This is a genomic window from Pediococcus sp. M21F004, from assembly GCF_051122535.1.
Classification (GTDB): Bacteria; Bacillota; Bacilli; order Lactobacillales; family Lactobacillaceae; genus Pediococcus; species Pediococcus inopinatus.
This window is the reverse complement of the sequence record NZ_CP177314.1, coordinates 1,759,802-1,781,030: the sequence shown is the minus strand read 5'-3', so window position 1 is coordinate 1,781,030 and position 21,229 is coordinate 1,759,802. Positions and strand designations below refer to the sequence as shown.

At 42.3% G+C, this 21,229-nt stretch carries 12 protein-coding genes, 4 tRNA genes and 3 rRNA genes; all 19 read right to left on the bottom strand.

The annotated features are described in order from the left end of the window. Positions 1 to 19: 19 nt before the first annotated feature. The 19 genes from ACLHK8_RS08865 to pth all read right to left on the bottom strand — a co-directional run bounded on the left by ACLHK8_RS08865 (position 20) and on the right by pth (position 21,060). Positions 20 to 92, bottom strand: a tRNA-Thr gene (locus ACLHK8_RS08865). Positions 93 to 144: 52 nt separating this feature from the next. Continuing rightward, a tRNA-Asn gene (locus tag ACLHK8_RS08860) sits at positions 145 to 217 on the bottom strand. Positions 218 to 223: 6 nt separating this feature from the next. Beyond that, positions 224 to 340: ribosomal RNA gene (gene rrf, locus ACLHK8_RS08855) — 5S ribosomal RNA — on the bottom strand. Positions 341 to 432: 92 nt separating this feature from the next. After that, positions 433 to 3,355 (bottom strand): 23S ribosomal RNA (locus ACLHK8_RS08850). A 174-nt stretch (positions 3,356 to 3,529) separates the two neighbouring features. Next, a tRNA-Ala gene (locus ACLHK8_RS08845) sits at positions 3,530 to 3,602 on the bottom strand. Positions 3,603 to 3,615: 13 nt separating this feature from the next. After that, positions 3,616 to 3,690, bottom strand: a tRNA-Ile gene (locus ACLHK8_RS08840). A gap of 90 nt (positions 3,691 to 3,780) precedes the next feature. Continuing rightward, a 16S ribosomal RNA gene (locus ACLHK8_RS08835) occupies positions 3,781 to 5,358 on the bottom strand. Together the 16S, 23S and 5S rRNA genes with 4 tRNA genes alongside form the textbook arrangement of a ribosomal RNA operon. A gap of 499 nt (positions 5,359 to 5,857) precedes the next feature. Beyond that, positions 5,858 to 7,330, bottom strand: a complete 1,473-nt coding sequence (lysS, locus tag ACLHK8_RS08830; protein ID WP_156486352.1) for a lysine--tRNA ligase — start codon at positions 7,328 to 7,330, stop codon at positions 5,858 to 5,860. 94 nt (positions 7,331 to 7,424) lie between these two features. Further along, positions 7,425 to 8,432, bottom strand: coding sequence for a tRNA dihydrouridine synthase DusB (gene dusB, locus ACLHK8_RS08825; protein ID WP_057774353.1), 1,008 nt, complete (start codon positions 8,430 to 8,432; stop codon positions 7,425 to 7,427). Positions 8,433 to 8,558: 126 nt separating this feature from the next. Further along, complete coding sequence (gene hslO / locus ACLHK8_RS08820; protein WP_063698401.1) at positions 8,559 to 9,443, bottom strand: Hsp33 family molecular chaperone HslO; 885 nt, start codon at positions 9,441 to 9,443, stop codon at positions 8,559 to 8,561. 129 nt (positions 9,444 to 9,572) lie between these two features. Beyond that, positions 9,573 to 11,735, bottom strand: a complete 2,163-nt coding sequence (gene ftsH / locus ACLHK8_RS08815) for an ATP-dependent zinc metalloprotease FtsH (RefSeq protein WP_063698403.1) — start codon at positions 11,733 to 11,735, stop codon at positions 9,573 to 9,575. A gap of 96 nt (positions 11,736 to 11,831) precedes the next feature. Then, complete coding sequence (hpt, locus tag ACLHK8_RS08810; protein ID WP_057774345.1) at positions 11,832 to 12,374, bottom strand: hypoxanthine phosphoribosyltransferase; 543 nt, start codon at positions 12,372 to 12,374, stop codon at positions 11,832 to 11,834. After that, positions 12,374 to 13,771: a tRNA lysidine(34) synthetase TilS gene (gene tilS / locus ACLHK8_RS08805; RefSeq protein WP_197460043.1), complete on the bottom strand. Its 1,398-nt coding sequence runs from the start codon at positions 13,769 to 13,771 to the stop codon at positions 12,374 to 12,376. Before tilS ends, hpt begins: the two co-directional genes overlap by 1 nt. 97 nt (positions 13,772 to 13,868) lie before the next feature. Beyond that, positions 13,869 to 14,348 (bottom strand): S1 domain-containing RNA-binding protein, encoded by a 480-nt coding sequence (locus tag ACLHK8_RS08800; RefSeq protein ID WP_057774341.1) that lies wholly within the window; start codon positions 14,346 to 14,348, stop codon positions 13,869 to 13,871. 159 nt (positions 14,349 to 14,507) lie between these two features. Further along, the gene (locus tag ACLHK8_RS08795; RefSeq protein ID WP_063698405.1) at positions 14,508 to 14,879 is read right to left on the bottom strand and encodes an FtsB family cell division protein; all 372 of its coding nucleotides are present in this window, start codon (positions 14,877 to 14,879) and stop codon (positions 14,508 to 14,510) included. 208 nt (positions 14,880 to 15,087) lie between these two features. Further along, the gene (locus ACLHK8_RS08790; protein ID WP_057774335.1) at positions 15,088 to 15,357 is read right to left on the bottom strand and encodes an RNA-binding S4 domain-containing protein; all 270 of its coding nucleotides are present in this window, start codon (positions 15,355 to 15,357) and stop codon (positions 15,088 to 15,090) included. 8 nt (positions 15,358 to 15,365) lie between these two features. After that, positions 15,366 to 16,955, bottom strand: a complete 1,590-nt coding sequence (locus ACLHK8_RS08785; protein ID WP_434520312.1) for a putative polysaccharide biosynthesis protein — start codon at positions 16,953 to 16,955, stop codon at positions 15,366 to 15,368. A 21-nt stretch (positions 16,956 to 16,976) separates the two neighbouring features. Beyond that, positions 16,977 to 20,483: a transcription-repair coupling factor gene (mfd, locus tag ACLHK8_RS08780; RefSeq protein ID WP_063698409.1), complete on the bottom strand. Its 3,507-nt coding sequence runs from the start codon at positions 20,481 to 20,483 to the stop codon at positions 16,977 to 16,979. 19 nt (positions 20,484 to 20,502) lie between these two features. Continuing rightward, positions 20,503 to 21,060 (bottom strand): aminoacyl-tRNA hydrolase, encoded by a 558-nt coding sequence (pth, locus tag ACLHK8_RS08775; RefSeq protein WP_434520311.1) that lies wholly within the window; start codon positions 21,058 to 21,060, stop codon positions 20,503 to 20,505. Positions 21,061 to 21,229: the final 169 nt, after the last annotated feature.

Sequence of the window (21,229 nt, the reverse complement as noted above, 5' to 3'; positions counted from 1 at the left end):
CTTTTGAGGTGTCTTACAATGCCGGCTAGGCGACTTGAACACCCGACCCTCGGTTTACGATACCGATGCTCTACCAACTGAGCTAAGCCGGCATTATAGAAAAAGATGCTAACTTTCAATTCAGAAGGTTAACATCTATCACTACTCCGGCAGGCGGACTCGAACCGTCGACAACCTGATTAACAGTCAGGGGCTCTACCAACTGAGCTATGCCGGAATATTCGCATGGCAACGTCCTACCCTCGCAGGGAGCGATCCCCCAACTACTCTCGGCGTTAAGAAGCTTAACTTCTGTGTTCGGCATGGGAACAGGTGTATCCTTCTCACTATCGTCACCACACTTCTCCGATCCACTTCCGCGGCTCGTGTGAAAGAAATTTATTCTCTCAAAACTAAATAATATCGAAATCTTCTCTTTGAGAACATCACTTTGTGGTTAAGTCCTCGACCGATTAGTATTGGTCCGCTCCATGTATCACTACACTTCCACTCCCAACCTATCTACCTGATCATCTCTCAGGGGTCTTACTTCCATAAATGGAATGGGAAATCTCATCTCGAGGCGAGTTTCACACTTAGATGCTTTCAGCGTTTATCTCATCCATACGTAGCTACCCAGCGATGCTCCTGGCGGAACAACTGGTACACCAGCGGTATGTCCATCCCGGTCCTCTCGTACTAAGGACAGATCCTCTCAAATTTCCTACGCCCGCGACGGATAGGGACCGAACTGTCTCACGACGTTCTGAACCCAGCTCGCGTACCGCTTTAATGGGCGAACAGCCCAACCCTTGGGACCGACTACAGCCCCAGGATGCGATGAGCCGACATCGAGGTGCCAAACCTCCCCGTCGATGTGAACTCTTGGGGGAGATAAGCCTGTTATCCCCAGGGTAGCTTTTATCCGTTGAGCGATGGCCCTTCCATACGGTACCACCGGATCACTAAGCCCGACTTTCGTCCCTGCTCGACCTGTCTGTCTCGCAGTCAAGCTCCCTTGTGCCTTTACACTCTGCGAATGATTTCCAACCATTCTGAGGGAACCTTTGGGCGCCTCCGTTACTCTTTAGGAGGCGACCGCCCCAGTCAAACTGCCCACCTGACACTGTCTCCCGCCACGCTTAGTGGCGCGGGTTAGAGGGTTCACACAACGAGGGTAGTATCCCACCAACGCCTCCACCGAAACTAGCGTTCCGATATCTACGGCTCCTACCTATCCTGTACAAGTTGTACAAACACTCAATATCAAGCTACAGTAAAGCTCCATGGGGTCTTTCCGTCCTGTCGCGGGTAACCCGCATCTTCACGGGTATTATAATTTCACCGAGTCTCTCGTTGAGACAGTGCCCAGATCGTTACACCTTTCGTGCGGGTCGGAACTTACCCGACAAGGAATTTCGCTACCTTAGGACCGTTATAGTTACGGCCGCCGTTTACTGGGGCTTCATTTCAAAGCTTCGCCGAAGCTAACTCATTCACTTAACCTTCCAGCACCGGGCAGGTGTCAGCCCCTATACGTCATCTTACGATTTTGCAGAAACCTGTGTTTTTGATAAACAGTCGCCTGGGCCTATTCACTGCGGCTGATCTTGCGATCAGCACCCCTTCTTCCGAAGTTACGGGGTCATTTTGCCGAGTTCCTTAACGAGAGTTCTCTCGCACACCTTAGGATACTCTCCTCGACTACCTGTGTCGGTTTGCGGTACGGGTAGTTAAACTCTAACTAGAAGCTTTTCTCGGCAGTGTGACATCAGGAACTTCGCTACTTAAATTTCGCTCCCCATCACAACTTGTCCTTAAAAGATAAAGCATTTGACTCTATCTAAGACTTGTTGCTTGGGCACACTTATCCAACTGTGTGCTTTCCTTAGCCTACTGCGTCCCTCCATTGTTCAAACAAGTTTAACTAGTACAGGAATCTCAACCTGTTATCCATCGTCTACGCCTCTCGGCCTCGACTTAGGTCCCGACTAACCCTGGGAGGACGAGCCTTCCCCAGGAAACCTTAGTCATTCGGTGGACAGGATTCTCACCTGTCTTTCGCTACTCATACCGGCATTCTCACTTCTAAGCGCTCCAACAGTCCTCACGGTCTGCCTTCATCGCACTTAGAACGCTCTCCTATCACGCCACCTTACGGTGGCATCCACAGTCTCGGTAATATGTTTAAGCCCCGGTACATTTTCGGCGCAGAATCACTCGACTAGTGAGCTATTACGCACTCTTTAAATGATGGCTGCTTCTGAGCCAACATCCTAGTTGTCTATGCAACTCCACATCCTTTTCCACTTAACATATATTTAGGGACCTTAACTGGTGGTCTGGGCTGTTCCCCTTTCGACGATGGATCTTATCACTCACCGTCTGACTCCCGGACATAAATCAATGGCATTCGGAGTTTATCTGAATTCAGTAACCCTAGATGGGCCCCTAGTCCAAACAGTGGCTCTACCTCCATGATCCTAAGTCCGAGGCTAGCCCTAAAGCTATTTCGGAGAGAACCAGCTATCTCCAAGTTCGTTTGGAATTTCACCGCTACCCACACCTCATCTCAGCACTTTTCAACGTACACGAGTTCGGTCCTCCAGTGCGTTTTACCGCACCTTCAACCTGGACATGGGTAGGTCACTTGGTTTCGGGTCTACATCTGCATACTCAGTCGCCCTATTCAGACTCGCTTTCGCTACGGCTCCGTTTCTTCAACTTAACCTGGCATGCAAACGTAACTCGCCGGTTCATTCTACAAAAGGCACGCCATCACCCATTAACGGGCTCTGACTTCTTGTAGGCACATGGTTTCAAGAACTGTTTCACTCCCCTTCCGGGGTGCTTTTCACCTTTCCCTCACGGTACTGGTTCACTATCGGTCACTAGGGAGTATTTAGCCTTGGGAGATGGTCCTCCCGGATTCCGACGGAGTTACACGTGTTCCGCCGTACTCAGGATCCTGAACTGAGGGATCTTCATTTTGCCTACGGGGCTATCACCCGCTCTGGCCAGTCTTCCCAGACTGTTCGGCTATGAAAATCTTTGGTAACTCAAATGTTCAGTCCTACAACCCCAGGAAGCAAGCTTCCTGGTTTGGGCTGTTCCCCTTTCGCTCGCCGCTACTCAGGGAATCGATTTTTCTTTCTCTTCCTGTGGGTACTGAGATGTTTCAGTTCCCCACGTCTACCTCCAGCCACGCTATGAATTCACGTAGTGGTAACAACGGATTAATGTTGTTGGGTTTCCCCATTCGGAAATCTCCGGATCAAAGCTTACTTACAGCTCCCCGAAGCATATCGGTGTTAGTCCCGTCCTTCATCGGCTCCTAGTGCCAAGGCATTCACCATGCGCCCTTTATAACTTAACCTAACTTTATCGAAGATAAAGTGGTTTTGAGTTTAGCGATTATTTTAAGAACTAATCTTGTTGTAAAACTCTATAAAACGCAATGTTCTCGGTTTAATTATCTGATAATTAAAATTAGAAAATTTTTCGATATTATTTAGTTTTCAAAGAACAAATTTGACGGCTAAGCCGTCAATGGAGAATAGCGGGATCGAACCGCTGACCTCCTGCGTGCAAGGCAGGCGCTCTCCCAGCTGAGCTAATTCCCCAAAAATGTATCAATGGGCCTAAATGGACTTGAACCATCGACCTCACGCTTATCAGGCGTGCGCTCTAAACCAGCTGAGCTATAGGCCCGTTTCGCGCGGTATACATTTGAGAGTAGACCTCTCAAAACTAAACAAAGTTTCGACATATGTGTAGGTTTCCGTTTCTAAATATCCTTAGAAAGGAGGTGATCCAGCCGCAGGTTCTCCTACGGCTACCTTGTTACGACTTCACCCCAATCATCTGTCCCACCTTAGACGGCTAGCTCCCGAAGGTTACTCCACCGGCTTTGGGTGTTACAAACTCTCATGGTGTGACGGGCGGTGTGTACAAGGCCCGGGAACGTATTCACCGCGGCATGCTGATCCGCGATTACTAGCGATTCCAACTTCGTGCAGGCGAGTTGCAGCCTGCAGTCCGAACTGAGAACGGTTTTAAGAGATTAGCTTAACCTCGCGGTCTCGCAACTCGTTGTACCGTCCATTGTAGCACGTGTGTAGCCCAGGTCATAAGGGGCATGATGATTTGACGTCGTCCCCACCTTCCTCCGGTTTATCACCGGCAGTCTCACTAGAGTGCCCAACTTAATGCTGGCAACTAATAATAGGGGTTGCGCTCGTTGCGGGACTTAACCCAACATCTCACGACACGAGCTGACGACAACCATGCACCACCTGTCATTCTGTCCCCGAAGGGAACGCCTAATCTCTTAGGTTAGCAGAAGATGTCAAGACCTGGTAAGGTTCTTCGCGTAGCTTCGAATTAAACCACATGCTCCACCGCTTGTGCGGGCCCCCGTCAATTCTTTTGAGTTTCAACCTTGCGGTCGTACTCCCCAGGCGGAATGCTTAATGCGTTAGCTGCAGCACTGAAGGGCGGAAACCCTCCAACACTTAGCATTCATCGTTTACGGCATGGACTACCAGGGTATCTAATCCTGTTCGCTACCCATGCTTTCGAGCCTCAGCGTCAGTTACAGACCAGACAGCCGCCTTCGCCACTGGTGTTCTTCCATATATCTACGCATTTCACCGCTACACATGGAGTTCCACTGTCCTCTTCTGCACTCAAGTTTCCCAGTTTCCAATGCACTTCTTCGGTTAAGCCGAAGGCTTTCACATTAGACTTAAGAAACCGCCTGCGCTCGCTTTACGCCCAATAAATCCGGATAACGCTTGCCACCTACGTATTACCGCGGCTGCTGGCACGTAGTTAGCCGTGGCTTTCTGGTTGGATACCGTCACTGCATGAGCAGTTACTCTCACACACGTTCTTCTCCAACAACAGAGTTTTACGACCCTAAAGCCTTCATCACTCACGCGGCGTTGCTCCATCAGACTTTCGTCCATTGTGGAAGATTCCCTACTGCTGCCTCCCGTAGGAGTCTGGGCCGTGTCTCAGTCCCAATGTGGCCGATTACCCTCTCAGGTCGGCTACGTATCACAGCCTTGGTGGGCCTTTATCTCACCAACTAGCTAATACGCCGCGGGTCCATCCAGAAGTGATAGCCGAAGCCATCTTTTAAAAGAAAACCATGCGGTTTTCTTTATTATGCGGTATTAGCATCTGTTTCCAGGTGTTATCCCCCACTTCTGGGCAGGTTACCCACGTGTTACTCACCCGTTCGCCACTCACTTTATAGTTAAAATCATCTTCGATGCAAGCATCTCTAAATCATTCAACGAAAGTGCGTCCGACTTGCATGTATTAGGCACGCCGCCAGCGTTCATCCTGAGCCAAGATCAAACTCTCATATTATACTTGAGTTTTTACAAGCTCATTTGTTGTTTCATTGTTTAAAACGAATTGACTTCGCAAATGTTTGCTTCAAAATTTTCATTTGAAGACCCTACACATTTTACTTTGTCGAAACTTTGTTCAGTTTTCAAAGGTCTACTAGGACGCTGTTAAAAGATGTTAACTAATTTTGACAGCTATATAATAATAGCATCAGCAATTAATTGTGTCAAGAAGAATTTGAAATAACTCTTTTGCCTCAACACCACATCTCTTAAGCAACGAGTACTAGTATAACCAAAAAAGCGTCCATTGGTCAATACCCAATTTCATCATAATTTCATATCATATTGATATGAATCTTATAAAATCTTAAAAACACGAACGATTATATCATTTGGCACCTTTTTATTTCTATTTATCTCATTCATAGATCAATTTTATCATTTTCAATATATTACTATCTGCAAAACAAAAAAATAAACCATTTGCAAAAAAATGCAAATAGTTTATTTTATCTCTATTTATCTGGACGCATTGTTGGGAATAATAACACATCACGAATTGAAGGTGCATCTGTTAAAAGCATAACTAACCGATCAATTCCAATTCCAAGTCCACCAGTTGGCGGCATTCCGTATTCCAAAGCTTCGATAAAATCTTCATCAATACCTTCGGCTTCATCATTTCCTTGCTCACGTTCAGCAACTTGTGCTTCAAAACGTTCACGCTGGTCAATCGGATCGTTTAATTCGGTAAAAGCATTAGCAAATTCATTACCCTTGATGTAGAGCTCAAAACGATCTGTGAATCGAACATCGTCAGGGTTTTTCTTAGCCAAAGGCGAAATTTCTACAGGATGACCATAAATAAAGACCGGTTGCGTTAATTTATCTTGAACTAACTGTTCGAAGAATTCATTAATAATATGACCAACTTGCCACCATTCTTCATAGTGAATCTTATGTTCATCAGCTAATTTGCGAGCATCTTCCAAAGACATCTTAGGCCAGAAATCAACCCCAGTATACTTTTTAATTGCATCAACCATGTGCATGCGATCAAAATCTTTGCCTAAATCTAGATCAGTTCCCTGATAAGTGATTTTACCATCTGGCGAAACTGCTTTAACGGCTGCTTTAAAGATTCCTTCTGTTTCATTCATCACATCATGAAAATCAAAATAAGCAGTATAAGTTTCTAGCATTGTGAACTCAGGATTATGACGCGTATCCATCCCTTCATTCCGGAAAACACGCCCAATTTCATAGACTCGTTCCATTCCGCCGACAATCAGTCGTTTTAAATGAAGCTCCAAAGCAATTCGGAGATACAGGTCAATATCTAACGCATTATGATGGGTAACAAACGGACGTGCATTTGCACCACCGGCTTGACCATGCAAAACTGGCGTCTCAACTTCGGAATAATCCAAGTTGTCCAAGTATTTACGAACTGCACTAATAATCTTGGTTCTCTTGATGAAACGTGCAAAACTGTCATCATTAGAAATAAGATCCAAATAGCGTTGACGATAGATTTGTTCCACGTTTTGCAAACCGTGATATTTATCAGGAAGTGGACGCAGGGCCTTTGTAAGAAAAGTTAAGTCTGTTGCCTTAACCGTTAATTCTCCCATATCCGTTTTCATCACTTGTCCAGTAATACCGATAAAGTCACCTAAATCAGCTTGTTTGAAAAGTGCATATTCATCTTCACCGACCGTATCTTTACGTACGTAAATTTGCATCGTACCTTTGCGATCTTTAAGATCTGCAAAGCCTACTTTACCTTTACCACGTTTAGACATCATTCTTCCGGCAATCGTTGCCTGAACATTCTTTTCCTCTAATTCTTCTTTATCTAGATCACTGTATTGTTCATGAAGTTGATTAGTTAAATGGGTCCGTTTAAATGCATGTCCAAAGGGATCGATCCCCTTATCACGTAAATCCTGCATTTTTTGACGCCGAACTTTCAACTGATCGTTCATATCTTGCTCTTTTTGTGCCACTTAAAAATCCTCCTCTACCATTAGTCTCACGTATCTATGATGCCTATTTTGCACCAAAAAAGCAAGTGGATAATCACCTTGCCATTTGTTGACGTTTAATTTCTCGCTCTTGTTGCTTCTCTGCAAACTGGTCAAAGATGTCATCCATCTCTTTTTCAGATTCCGCATTATTCAACGCAACCTTAGTTCTTGCAGAATGGGAAATTCCCTTAAGGTAGTATGCAGCCTGCGTTCTAAATTCCCGAGGGCCAACATAATCGCCTTTTAGCTCTACCAAACCATGTAAATGTTCCTTCGCAATTCTGATCTTTTCGGCTGGTTCTGGCTCGTCCACCAGTTCACCAGTTTCAAGATACTTGGAAACTCGGTTCAGCATCCAAGGATTTCCTAAAACTGCCCGACCGATCATCACTGCCGTCGAACCAACTTCGTCCAACATCCGTTTTGCATCTTCAGCAGTCCGGACATCCCCATTTCCCATAAATGGAATTGTGAGTTGATCTGAAACTTCTTTTAAAATGTTCCAGTCGGCGTGTCCTGTATACATTTGTTTTCGTGTTCGACCGTGCATAGCTAATGCCGAAGCACCAGCACGCTCTGCAGCCAATGCATTTTCAACCGCAAAAATATGATCGGAATCCCAGCCAGTTCTCATTTTAACAGTCACTGGCTTCTTAACAGCGTCTGTTACATAAGAAACCATCTCATAAACTTTGTTGGGATCTAGAAGCCAACGTGCGCCAGCTTCTGTTTTGACAACTTTATTGACGGGACAACCCATATTAATATCAATAATATCGGCTTCAGTATGCTGATCCACAAACTTAGCAGCTTCTACCAAAGTTTCTTTAGTGCCCCCAAAAATTTGAATACTCATTGGATGCTCATGAGGATCCACATTCATCATACTCAAAGTTTTCTTATTTTTATACATGATTCCTCGATCAGAAATCATTTCACAAACAACTAGTCCTGCGCCAAATTTTTTACAAATTAGACGAAAGGCAGAATTCGTTACACCGGCCATCGGTGCCACAACAAGCTGATTGGGAATTGTTACATCACCAATTTGCCATTCCATATTTTTCACCTCATAAAAAGTGGTCTAAGTTACGTTAATTAAATCAGTTCATTGGGATACAATCTCTCGTTTACTGACATTATGAGATTTATCATAGCACACAACTGATATCCTACCAAACAAAACTCAATTCTGAGCTTGAAGTAAAATAGCCTTCAGTTCAGTTTCGTCAAATTGATATTTATTTCCGCAAAAACGACAATTAGCTTCTGCACCATGGTCCTCTTGAATCATCGCTTCAATTTCTTTGGCAGGCAAACTTGCCATTGCAGCTGCAAACCGTTCTTTGGAACAATCGCAGACAAAAGAAACGGGCATTTTATCCAAAACTTTTATTTTGTCATCACTAAATAACAACTTCAAAATATCTTCAGGTGTTTTTCCTTGTCTCAATAAATCTGACACAAGGGGTAAATTGGATAAGGTGGTTTGTAACCGATTGATGGCCTTATCGCTTGCCCCGGGCATCACTTGAATCATGAATCCTCCAGCAACTTCAACACTCTCATCTGGATTCACAAAAACAGATACTCCAACTGAAGACGGGATTTGTTCTGATTGGGCCAAGTAATATGTGAAATCATCACCGATTTCACCGGAAGCTAATCCAACGTTACCGGTAAATGGATCCTTTAAACCCATATCCTTAGTAACCGATAATGTTCCTTGATTACCAACAGCCTTGCCCACATCGATATGATGCTGCTTGTTCAACGGTAATGAGACATGCGGATGCTGTAGATATCCTTTCACCGTCCCATTAGCATTACCATCAACGACAATTCCGCCAACCGGGCCGCCACCATTAATTCTAACGGTCATTTTATCGTCGCCCTTTAGTAACGATCCAGCTAACATGATCGTACCCACTAGTGAGCGACCTAGCGCAGCGGTGGCAGCACTCCATGTATCGTGCCGCTTTTGAGCTTCTTGAACCAGATTGGTGCCATTAATCACATAGGCCCGAAACATCCCATCGTTAATGATACTTTTTATTAAATAGTCTTTCATGTTTTCTCCTCAGCTTTTCTTTTCACCGTCTTATATTTTCACACATTTTGTTGCCGAAACCAACCCAATGATACAAAAAACAGTAAACTTTGGAATTTTCCCAAAAGTTTACTGTTCTATAGTTTGAATTTAAAGATTTGTGTCATCATCTGAATGATCATCTTGTGAATCCTTTGAAGAATCACCAGAATTTTGATCGTGAGAATTTGGCAAACGATGATCACTGCCAGATGCATCCGAATCATGTTCACTTGGTGTATTCAGAGTTGTATCCGAATCATCCTTGTTATCATCATCCGCATGACGTTCAGCTTCTTTACGCTCTAATTCACGTTTGGATTCTTCGAATGTAGCAGCTTTTTCACTTGGAAAATCAGATGCTGCCCCACTTTCAGGCATCTTTCCGGTCTTAAACAAGCTTAAAATTTGCTTTTCATCCAAAGTTTCATACTTCAACAAGGCTTCAGCAATGATCTTATGCTGTTCACGATGTGAAGCAATGATATCTAATGCAGTCTGATGGCCTTCATCAGTAAGACGACGAATTTCATCATCGATGACACCGGCCGTCTTTTCAGAATAAGCAGGACCGTTTTCGCCATAGTATGATTGTCCAGGCGCTGACAACTCAACTTGACCAATCTTGTCGCTCATCCCGTACTGAGTAACCATTGCTCGAGCAATTCCAGTGGCTTGTTCAAAATCATTAGAAGCACCAGAAGATTTAGAATTAAAGATCGTCTCTTCAGCAGCACGACCACCCATTAAACCAGCAATCTGCTCCATGGCGTCTTTTTTAGACATCAAGTTTTGATCTTCACGAGGAAGCATGATGGCATAACCACCAGCACGACCTCGAGGGACAATTGTAACTTTATGAACAACTCGAGCGTCATTCAAAACTAACCCAACAATTGTATGACCGGCTTCATGATAAGCCACTGTCTTACGTTCAACAGGACTAACAACGGCATTCTTCTTAGCTGGACCAGCAATAACTCGATCTTCGGCTTCATCCAAATCAGAAGCATCAATAACCTTCTTATTACGTCGTGCTGCAAGTAATGCGGCTTCATTCAGCAAGTTTTCAAGATCTGCACCAACAAACCCTGGAGTCTGTTTTGCGATCTCATTTAAATCGACATCTTTATCTAAAGGCTTGTTTTTAGCATGAACTTTCAAAATTGCTTCACGGCCACGAACATCTGGACGACCAACTAAGATCTTTCGATCAAATCGGCCAGGACGGAGTAAGGCGGGATCTAAGACATCAGAACGGTTAGTAGCCGCCATGACAATCACACCTTCATTACCCGTGAATCCATCCATTTCAACCAGCAATTGGTTCAAAGTTTGTTCACGTTCATCATGGCCACCGCCAACGCCACTACCACGTTGACGACCAACCGCATCAATTTCATCAATGAAAATGATCGAAGGTGAATTCTTCTTAGCTTGATCAAATAGGTCACGTACTCGACTAGCACCAACTCCGACAAACATTTCAACGAAGTCTGAACCAGAAATTGAGTAGAACGGTACACCAGCTTCACCAGCAACTGCTTTTGCTAATAAAGTTTTACCAGTACCAGGAGGCCCCTCCAAAAGGACACCGGCCGGTATGCGGGCACCTAACGAAGAAAACTTACGAGGATCCTTCAAGAACTCAACAACTTCAACTAGTTCTTGTTTTTCTTCTTCTTCACCAGCAACATCAGAGAAACGAACTTTATTGGCTTTTTTATCAGCCGGTTTAACCTTTGACTTACCAAAGTTCATAACACCTTTGCTACCGCCACCGCCACCTTGGCCGGCTTGGCTCATCATCATATAGAAGAAGACGATAAAGATAAGAAGTGGTAACCCAGTGATTAATAACTGTACCCAGAAGCTATTAGAAGCTTCTGGTTTTGTGTTCATTTTAACATTTTCCTTTTGTGCGGCTCGCGTAATTTGTGCAGTCGTAGAATCATTCTGCAAAACTGTTGTAGTAAAACTATCTACTTTTGTACTCGAACTTGACGCTGGGAATAAACCAGATTGTGTAGAACCCTTTTGTGCAGTACGATACTTACCGGTAATTTTATAAACCCCGTTCGTAGGTTGCACGTCAAAGCTCTTAACTTTATTCTTTTGCAATTGCGACACAAAATCGCTCGACGAAATCGTCTTGGTTTGTGTAGAAGTGCCTTGTCCAGTGAAGAAATAAATAATTCCTACAATAGCCAAGAAAATAACGATATAAAACAAACTGTTTTTTAAAAGTCCGTTGTTATTCCCTTTTTTATTCATTTGAATCCTCCTTGATAACGGTTTTACGAATGGAGAGCAATCCTCTGCTTTACCTTCGATAGATAGATAATATCACACTTGACCAATTTTGACCAATTATTTATCCAGATAAATTTTAGGCTTCAAAACACCGACGTATGGCAGGTTACGATACTCACCTTTATAATCGAGACCGTAGCCGACAACAAATTCATCAGGAACTTCAAAACCAACATAATCTGCTTTAACTTCCAAAACCCGTCCGGTTGGCTTATCTAATAAAGTACAAACTCGAACGCTTTTAGCATGGCGCTGTTTTAAAAGATCAATAATATACTTCAAAGTTCTTCCAGTATCGACAATGTCTTCAATAATCAAAACATCACGATCGGCAACATCTTGGGTGATATCTGTCACTAGCCGAACTTTTCCAGAAGACGCTGTACCGCCGTTATAGCTGGAAACATCAATAAAGGCTAACTGCGTGTACACGTCCATTTGGCGCAAAACATCTGTGGTAATGAAAACAGCTCCGGACAACACACTAACTACAACTGGCGTTTTGTCCTGATAGTCGTTTGTTATTTCTTTTCCCAACCGTTCACATGCTGTGGCAATCTCTTCTTGACTATACAGAATGCGCTCAATATCATTATTCATCAATTCAATTCCTCCAGATTATTTGTTTTCCAGATTATAAAGTACGGTTTCTGCTGATCATCAAATGGCTCTTTCAGCCAACTTTTGCGAATCCCCAATAACCAAATTGGTTGGTGATTAGCATCCACTAGGACTGGCCAACTCTCTCGTTGTGCGATTGGCACTTTAGCATCCATCAATACGCGCCGAACAACTTTATGTCCGCCAGCCTTCAAACGCAGATTCTCATCTGGTGACGATTTTTCAACGCTAAAAGGCTCTTCAATTTGATTTTCACTTAATTTCATGACTTGACTAGTATCCAGCAAGTTTTGGGGTAGTTCATCCGCTTCAAACACACCCACCTTACCGTACCCGGAAATTTCATGCCATTGATTTAATTTTAACATAGAATCCGGCGTTTCAAGGCTTTTTTTCTGCAATTCGTTTGCCAGATAAAATCCAAATTGTTGATAGTTCTTCATAAATACTAACTGATGGGAAATCTGAATGTTCCCCGTTGGCTTCTGCTTATTATGTAAGAGTTGTAAAATCTCGTACCGTTGTGCATCCGTCAGCTGTCCTGCACCCAATTTTTTTGTAGCAATCTCTTGTAAAACTAAATCTTGCCACTCCAGACTGAATTTCAAAAAAAGGGTTGTCTTAAATCCGTCTTTTTCAATTAATTGTTGCACAAGTTCTTGCGCATGTTGCCTGGTAGCCCGCATTAAAATTTGGAGCTGATTTTCGTAACTTTGAATATGTGCCAAAAGCTGTGGATTTTCTTGTTTGAGTCTTGGCACAATCTCTTGTCGCATGCGATTTCTCGCGAGATTTTGATCCGCATTGGTTTGATCTTCATACCACTTTACATGATTTAAAGTTGCAAATTCCCGAATCTGGATTTTGGAAAAATTTAGGAGTGGACGTTGAATTTGCGTCTGCTCAGTTAATTGACGTGCGCCAATCCCTTTTAGTTGTTGTAAGGAGCCCCCACGCACTAATTTCAGTAAAAAAGTTTCAGCTTGATCATCTGCATGATGGGCCGTAAACAGGAATCGCGCTCCTGTTTGCTTGGCAATGCGCGTAAAAAAATTGTAGCGTACTTTGCGAGCCGCATTTTCAATCCCTGTTTTGGGATGTTTAGCTACCGGCCAAACTTCGATTTCTAATTTTAAGTGATGTTCTTTTGCATAGGCTTCAATAAAAGCTTGCTCTTCTTCGCTTTGCTTCCTCAACTTATGGTTCACATGGGCAATCACAATTTGGGGCCGTTTTGAACGGGGAAGGTTCTCTAACAAAGTAAGAAGTACCATTGAATCCACACCTGTAGAAACTCCCACAACAACCGTTGTTTTCGGAGTTAGCTCGTAATCACGAATGACTAAATTGAATTTATTTGATAACCGACCTTTCAATGTGCACTCACCTTCTACCCTTTTAAAAAAAGCCCGACCAAAACGACAGTTTTGCATCGGACCTCATATTCTATTTTGTTATATAGGACAAACCTTTTTAGCTACGACGACCGCCACGGCCACCACGTTTGCCTTCAGTATTGTGTTTTAAGGTTGTCAGACGTACTTCACTGTCCTTCAGAAATCCAGACAACAATGAGTCAAAATCTTTTGGTTCTTCATGATGACTATTATTGCTATGTCCCTGATAATGAGAGCTTGGTTTTGAAGAATGATGTGAACTAGTGGTATGTCCAGCATGATTTGAATGCGTCGAATTACTATGCTGCTCTTGTGCCGGTTGTTCCTCAGCTTTACGAATTGATAACCCTATTTTTCCATCATCGCCGACCGTTAGCACTTTTACTGTGACCGTATCACCTACAGTTAAAACATCATGAATATCCTTCACAAATCCATTGGAAACTTCACTGATGTGGACTAATCCAGTTTTATGATCACCCAAATCAATAAACGCACCAAAATTAGTGATTCCCGAAACCTTGCCAGATACTTTTGACCCAACTTCAATTGCCATAAAAAAGTACTTCCTCCTTAGACTATGTGTAATTAGTATAGCACCACATACAGTTGAGTGCGAGTAAATCATAGGTATGCTTTTACAATAAAAGAGACCAATTTGAACTTGAAGTAACCGGCTTCAATAAAATTAGTCTCTTTTTTAAATTTCTTAACGCTAGTTTTGACTTACATCTGAAGAATGATCAGAAGGTAAACTATAAATAATTTCACCAGCCTTGCTGTAATAATACTTCTCTCTAAGTAGTTTTTGTAAATAATTATCGTTATTTAGTTGTTTAACCTGAGTATTTAGGGTTTCATTTTGGCTCTTGGCCGATGCGTAACTTTTCTTACTTGTTTGAATCTGTTGATCGACTGCCGACCTTTGATAATGCGTATGTATAAGCTGAAAAGAAAAAATCCCAACAAAAACAATAAAAATTCCCATAATAGTATAGAAGCGATGCAGGCGAGCAGTACGAATGTTACTTATTTTTTCAGTAGCTGTTGTGCTATGTTTTTTTGTATTATTCATATTACTTACCATTTTATAACCCCACTTCTAAAATTTCACCATCTCTACCTGCAATTATAACAAGGTCCCATGAGCCTGTCCATGGCTTTGCAGCAAAGAATTCATTAATTTTTGTAAGTGGTTTCCTAAACACTAAAAAAAGGTCAGCTTACCAACAAAGTGGAAAGATGACCCCAAATAATTCAATTCTACAGGTAACTGTGGGAATTTTTTTAATTTTTTATTTTCGGTAATCTTTTTCGTAATCTTCTGCCAAAATTGTAAACATGCGCTCGGCATCATCCTTTTTAGTCGTTTCCAGGAGTTCATCCACTCGAATGGTGAGGGTTTTATTCCCGAATTTGATTACTAATTTGTCATCAACCACGACATTGGATGATGATTTTGCTACCCGATCATTAATCGTGATTCGTCCTTGATCTGCAATTTCTTTGGCAATTGAACGCCGTTTAATAATTCTAGATATTTTTAAAAATTTATCTAATCGCATCTTTTTCCTCATTTCTTGTTATCTAATATTTTTTTGAGTAATTTTTTCCCATAAGGGATCGTTAGCCATTCTCGAATGGTAAACAATCGCAATCCAATCGCTACGCCACTAAAAGTTAAACCGCCTAATAAAACAACCACCACAATCATGATTCCTAATTCTATGCGTCCCGAGTTAGAAAAAAGTGATAGTAACACCATTTTACTCCAATTCACCACAAGTACCATACTTCCGCTTGTAAGGATCAACTTTCCGAAAAAGCCGATATCCAATCTGAGATTACCTTTTAAGGAATCTGAGCTACCAAGTTGCATGAACACTAAAATCACAGCTAAGCTCAAAACGGTTACCAAGCTTGCACCATTGATCCCATATTGCTGTACAGCAACTCTATTTAATAAAAGTTTGACACCCAAACCGACAAAGAAAGCTACAATAGCTGGTTTGAACACATTCACACTTTGAAGAACGCTATTATATGTGGCAATTAAAGCGGCCAAAACGATGGCCACCACATAAATCATAATTGCTGACGTTCCCTCGGTATTTCCAAATAACAAGCGGTTAATCTGGGGCATTAAGGTCATCATCCCTACCGTTGCAGCCACCGAAATTGCCAAACTAATGTGTAACATTGATTGGACAGTTCGTTTAAACTCATAACGATTATGTTTTTGTACCGCTTTGGTTAGCGACGGCAGTAAAGTTGTTGAAAATGAAGTTGCCACCACTAATCCTAATTGAACTAAGGGTTGCCCTCGATCATAAATTCCTTTTAAAGATTTAGCTGCCTTGTTAGAAACTCCGCTCGCAACTAACCCATTCTTAACAGTAAAGGAATCAATTAATTGCAATAAAATGATAATTGCTGCAAATAAACAGATTGTGCCACCTTCAATTAAAAACCGCTTGCTTAATTTCTTATAACTAGCAATCGGCCCCGTTTGCGTCGGTAGTGGCCGAAATATTTTCTTTTTAAACAATCGTAAAAAATATAGTGTGCTCACAATCGCAGCCACAACGGATCCGGACATTGCCCAGGTTCCCATCCGGTAGACATTCCAGTCCTGATTAACAGCTGTGTATGCCACGCCAATAATAATTACTACCCGAACAACTTGCTCCATCACTTGTGATCGCGCTGTTGGAATCATTTGAAAGATTCCTTGATAATAACCCCGACCAACTGCCAAAAAGGGCATAAAAATAAACATCAGTGAAACGCAGCGGATAAGAGGTGTCAACCCAACATCCCCCATACCATGAGCAATTTCTGGGGCAAAACTTAATAATGAAACAACAATCACCAATGAAATGACACTTAGGATAACAAACGCTTTTTGAGCAACTTTGATTTTTTGACTTTCAGTCTCTTGTTCTGCAACTAATTTGGACACAAAGACAGGAAAGCCACTCAAGGCAAACGTAATCCCAATCCCATAGATGGGATAAATTTGTTGATAAACGTAAAATCCGGTGTTGCCCACTAAATTTTGAAGTGGAATTCGATAAATAGCGCTTAAAACTTTAGCAACTAATGACGCGAGGGTTAAAATAAATGCTCCTTGCATCGCATTTTTCATCTTGTTATTTTGCACGGGAGTACCCCTCCTATTCAGCTACGCCACTTTTTTGATCAACGCTTCAACAAACTCTTTTAATTGCTTTAACCAATCTTTTTCTTCCATTTTCGGCTGAATCACTAACTTAATCTGCATTTTTCCACCGTCGACATTCACCATAGCTTTCAACTTGGTTGCAGACAAGGCTTCAAAAATATCAGCTTGTTGTAATTTTCCAGTTGCTCGAGGAGAGAGCGTGACTTGAATTGCATCTTCATGTCGCTGAATTTTTTCTATTAACGCCTCATCGGCCAACATCTTAATTTGGCCAATGGCAAGGAGGTTAGTAACCTCTACTGGATATTCTCCAAATCGGTCAATTAAATCTTCTTGGATTTCAACATACTGATCCTGATTTTCAATTTGCCGAATACGTTTATACAGTTCAATCTTTTGTCGTTGATCTTCAATGTACGTGCTTGGTAAATAAGCTTCAACACCCAATTCAACTTCTGCATCAGTTGTGACCTTGGCTTTTTTACCTTGTTTTTGATTTACCGCATCTGTCAACATCTGCGTATATAAATCATACCCAACTGAATCGATAAATCCATGTTGTTGCTTGCCGAGTAAGTTTCCGGCACCACGAATGGATAAATCACGCATAGCAATTTTGAAACCTGAACCAAGTTCCGTAAAATCCTTGATAGCTTCCAAACGTTTCTCACTAACTTCGGTCAACACCTTATTAGGTTTGTACGTAAAGTAGGCATACGCCACCCGACTACTTCGCCCGATGCGGCCTCTCAACTGGTACAGCTGAGACAAGCCCATGTGATCAGCGTTTTCAACGAACAAGGTGTTCACATTGGGTATATCTACACCAGTTTCAATGATCGTTGTGGTCACTAACACATCGTATTCTCCTTGGACAAAGTCATACAAAACGTCTTCCATTTGTTTTTCAGACATTTGCCCATGAATGTACGTCACACTAGCTTCCGGCACTAGCGCTTCGACCTGGCTTACCGTCTCTTCAATATCTTCCACCCGGTTATGCAAATAGAAAACCTGTCCGCCTCGTTGCAGCTCGCGGTGAATCCCATCGCGAATTGCACCAGCGTTTTCTTCCATTACATAAGTCTGAATTGGATAACGATTGGTTGGTGGTGTTTCAATCACGGACAAATCACGGACCCCAATCATCGACATGTTAAGCGTCCGCGGAATTGGCGTTGCCGTTAAAGTCAAAACATCAACTTGGGACTTAAGGCTCTTAATTTTTTCCTTATGTTTCACACCAAATCGTTGCTCTTCATCAATAATCAGTAATCCTAAATCTTGAAACTTCACATCCTTGGACAATAACCGATGAGTTCCCACCACAATATCAACCGTGCCATTTTGTAAGCCCGCTAAAGTTTCTTTTATTTGTGGTTTCGTCCGGAATCGGGACAACACCCCTGCTGAAACCGGATAACCACTAAATCGATTGATCATGGTTTCATAATGTTGTTGCGCCAAAATGGTTGTGGGCACTAAAAAGGCAACTTGTTTTCCATCTTCAATTGCTTTAAATGCCGCCCGCAAAGCAACTTCCGTTTTACCGTAACCGACATCCCCAACTAATAAGCGGTCCATCGGCTTTGCCCGTTCCATATCTCGTTTAATTTCCGTGACACTGCGCAATTGATCGGGAGTCTCGGTGTACGCGAAATCGTCTTCAAACTGGCGCTGGTAATCGTCATCTTTTGAAAAGGCGAATCCTTTTTCTGCTTCTCGTTGGGCATACAGATCCACCAACTCGTCAGCAATATCTTCAATTTTTGCAGCTACTTTACGTTTAGTTTTAGCCCAGTCGCTTCCGCCAAGCTTGCTTAATCTAGGGTGCTTTCCTTCAGAAGCAACGTATTTTTGAACTAAATTTAGTTGTGTAACCGGAATAAATAGTTTCCCACTGCCGGCATATTGAATGGTGATATAGTCTTGATGGACGCCATCTACAAACATTGTGGTCATGCCAGTGTAGCGGCCAATTCCGTGATTCACATGCACAACGAAGTCTCCGGGCTTTAGTTCCGTGTAACTCTTAAGTCGTTGCGCGTTTTCCATTTTTTGCCGTTTAGGCCGTTTTTTAGGGATTTTCGCAAATAATTCATGCTCTGTAATCACAACTAAATTAGCATCAGGATATTCGAAACCACTCGTTAGTTGTCCTTGGATGATGGTAACGGCCCTTGGTTGAACCTCTTGATCACGTGCGACAACCGCTGAAATTTCAAAATCTCGAAGCGTTGAGCTAACTTTATCCAGGCGATCCTTTTTTTGAATAAGGACCACGATGGTTTGGACTTGTTTTTGCCAGCGGTCCATTTCGGTTTTTAAAACCGGCATTTGCCCATAAAACTCTTGCATTGCGCGTGTTCTAAGATCTACCAACTGGTCTAGTCTTAATCTTCCAAGACCCTTTTGGAATAGCGATAATAAAATCTGTGGCTGTTCATGATCCTTCATTAACTTACGAACTTCAAACCCAAATTTTTCCGTTGAGATAACTTGATGTTTTTTTAATTTATCAGCAACCCACTCGGCATCGTCATCTTGAAGATCACGTTCGGCTTCTAGGATTCGAGAATAGTCATCAAAAACAAGAACACCAGAATCGTCCATATAATCCAGCAGGCCATCTTTTTTATCATAAAGGTAATCTGCAAGGACAATATCTTCAGGTTGCACATTTCGGTCTTGCCAGCGGGCCAAAATATTCTCCGCCTGGGTATCTAACATCTGAATGTCATTATCGGTTTTTAAACGCTTTTTTTCTTTTTCAACCGCCTTTTGATAATTTTCAATCCCTTTTTGTAGCATCGCTTTTGTCACAATAAAGTCGGTGGCCGGCAAAATGGTCACCGTCTCAATATTTTTCACACTACGTTGGTTTTCTGAATCAAAATAGCGTAAAGAATCAACTTCCGTATCAAAAAAATCAATTCGCACTGGATAGTCGGCGTTTAGCGGATAAATATCAACAATTGACCCACGCACCGCAAAGTCTCCTGGGCGCACAACCATTTCTTCCCGCACAAATCCCATATCAACCAATTGATCTTCAAGATCGGTCAGCTCAAATTCTTTGCCAACCTTCACTTCAAGAACAGCTTGTTGCATAATCTTTTTTTGAGGGAGGAACCGGCGCAATCCCGAAACAGAGGTCACATAAACTCCCGGTTCATTGGTAATCAGCGCGTGTAAAAATTCGGTTCGTTGCCCACGATAAATTGGCGCACTAGTTGCCGCTGAAGCCGCTAAAGTTTCTTCAACCGGAAATAAATGAACTTGTGCGTCATCAAGGATATTCTGTAAATCATCAGTTAATTGCTGAGCGTGATACAAATTATCTGAAATTGTTAAAATTGGCGCTTCTTTGGCACTAAGTAACTCGCTTAGCAAAAGCGTTTTTGCGGACCCAACTAGTCCTGTAACCAATTGACGACTATTCGGAATTGTAGCAGTCAGAACCTGTTGAACTTCTTGACTTTGAGCAAAGAAATTCTGAATGTTCATAATAGTCTCCTTTTACGCCTTAATTATATTTGTTCATTAAATCTGCAATCGACATGCCGTTTACCCAGTCTTCTAAGCCGCTAATACTGTGATCAACACTTTCATCAAACAAGGGTTGCTGGGTAGCCGTAAATTTGCTCAGCACATAATTCACAACCGTTGTTTTTTGGGGATGATCTGTCCCAACTTTTAGGCGATCAAAATCTTGAGTCTTTAAATGAGAAATTAAACTTTTTATGCCATTATGGCCGCCAGCTGCTCCCTTTTTTCGAAACCGAATTTTACCGACTGGCAAATCCATATCATCGTAAACAACAATCAAATCAGCAATGTCAATTTTATAATAATCCAGTAAAGGCCGAACAGCTCTTCCAGAGTCATTCATATAAGTTGAAGGTTTAACTAATAAAACTTTTTCCCCATTAATGACAGTAGTTGCAAGGCTTGCTTCCATTTGATGCTTAGAAAAGGGTGCCTGGTGAATCCGGGCAAACTCGTCCACAACCATAAACCCAGTATTATGTCGTGTGCCATCATATTTTGTGCCAATATTTCCCAAACCAACAATCATTTTCATCTTGTATTTACTCTCCCATTATTTTTGCCTGAAACATGCAAAATGGCCGAACAGAATTAATCTGTTCAGCTTTCCGTTTAACAATTACCCAATTGTAGCATATTCCCCTATCCGTTGCAGTTTTGGCTTCTTAATATCAGTTAAAAATTCCAAAATAAATTTTTAAATC